At 58.4% G+C, this 1745-nt stretch carries 2 protein-coding genes; both read left to right on the top strand.

All coding sequences use genetic code 11. The features are described 5' to 3' along the window. Nucleotides 1-1311, top strand: a 1311-nt coding sequence (locus ADADOO_RS15545; RefSeq protein ID WP_511278414.1) for a homoserine dehydrogenase, incomplete at its 5' end; no start/stop codon positions are given. Nucleotides 1312-1480: 169 nt separating this feature from the next. Next, nucleotides 1481-1745, top strand: a 265-nt coding sequence (locus ADADOO_RS15540; protein WP_511278413.1) for a rhomboid family intramembrane serine protease, incomplete at its 3' end; no start/stop codon positions are given.

Here is a 1745-nt window from a genome sequence, read left to right as displayed (position 1 = left end):
ATGAAACCTATCAATGTTGGCCTTATCGGCATCGGCACCGTCGGCGGTGGCACCTGGACCGTTTTGAAACGCAACGAAGAAGAAATTACGCGCCGTGCCGGCCGGCCGATTCGTATTACCGTCGTGGCCGACAAGAATGTTGCGCTGGCAAAGCAAATTACGGGGGGCGCAGCTCGTGTCACCGACGATGCCTTCTCGCTGGTAAACGATCCGGAAATCGACATCGTTGTCGAATTGATCGGCGGCTATGGTGTGGCCAAAGAAGTGGTCATGCAGGCCATCGCCAATGGCAAGCATGTCGTTACCGCCAACAAGGCGCTACTCGCCGTGCATGGCACGGAAATATTCAATGCAGCCCAGGACAAGGGCGTCATGGTTGCCTTCGAGGCTGCCGTGGCCGGCGGTATTCCGGTCATCAAGGCGCTGCGTGAAGGCCTTAGCGCCAACCGTATCGAGTGGGCGGCTGGCATCATCAACGGCACGACCAACTTCATCCTCTCCGAGATGCGCGACAAGGGGCTGTCCTTTGACGACGTGCTCAAGGAAGCCCAGCGTCTCGGTTACGCCGAAGCTGATCCAACCTTCGATATCGAAGGCGTTGATGCGGCTCACAAGGCGACGCTGATCGCCTCGATTGCCTTCGGCATCCCGGTTCAGTTTGACAAAGCCTACATTGAAGGCATCACCAAACTCGAAGCCTCCGATATCAAGTACGCTGAGCAACTCGGCTACCGCATCAAGCTGCTCGGCATTGCCAAGCGCCGTGAAAAGGGCATCGAGCTGCGCGTCCATCCGACCTTGATTCCGGCCAAGCGTCTGATCGCTAACGTCGAAGGCGCGATGAATGCTGTGCTGGTCAAGGGCGATGCCGTCGGCGCAACGATGTACTACGGCAAGGGCGCTGGTGCCGAGCCGACCGCTTCGGCCGTGATTGCCGATCTGGTCGATGTCACCCGCCTGGCTACCGCCGATGCAGCGCACCGTGTGCCGCACCTGGCTTTCCAGCCGGATGCCATGTCCAACCTGCCGATTTTGCCGATGAGCGAGATTGAGACCGGTTATTACCTGCGTCTGCGTGTTGAAGACAAGCCGGGGGTGCTGGCTGACGTTACGCGCATTCTGGCTGATCAGGGCATCTCCATCGATGCCATGCTGCAACGCGAACCGGAAGAAGGCGAAGGCGAGACCGACATCATCATCCTGACCCACGTTTGCAAGGAAAGCGCCGCGGATGCAGCGATTGCCAAGATCGAGGCGCTGTCGGCTCAAAAAGGCAAGGTCAAGCGTATTCGCCTGGAAGAACTGCAATAAGCGAGTTTGGTTCGCCGACTTGAAACGGGAGCCGAGAGCTCCCGTTTTTGTTCCTGGGGGCGCGGCATGGCTTCACTACTCCGTATCCGACGTCAATTCGGACGGATATGTCGCGCATAATCCAAACATTGAACCTTGAAACGTGTCGCCCCCCAATCACCCGGAATCCATGACTTCCCTTCATGAGCAGCTTCGTCTGACAATGCCGAAATTGCGGCTGACGCCACTGTTGATCGTTGCCAATGGGCTGGTCTTCGGCGCGATGTTGCTGAGCGGCGCCGGGCTGTGGCATGCGCAGAATGGCGTCCAGTTGGCGTGGGGCGCCAATTTTGGTCCGGCGACCCAGGATGGTGAGTGGTGGCGCCTCGGTAGCGCGATGTTCCTGCATTTTGGCCTGCTCCATCTTGCCTTGAATATGTGGGCTTTGTGGGATG

This window comes from Azonexus sp., from assembly GCF_036170495.1.
In the GTDB taxonomy this organism is placed as follows: Bacteria; Pseudomonadota; Gammaproteobacteria; order Burkholderiales; family Rhodocyclaceae; genus Azonexus.
Note: the sequence above shows the minus strand (reverse complement) of the source record. Positions and strands in the feature narration are given on the sequence as shown.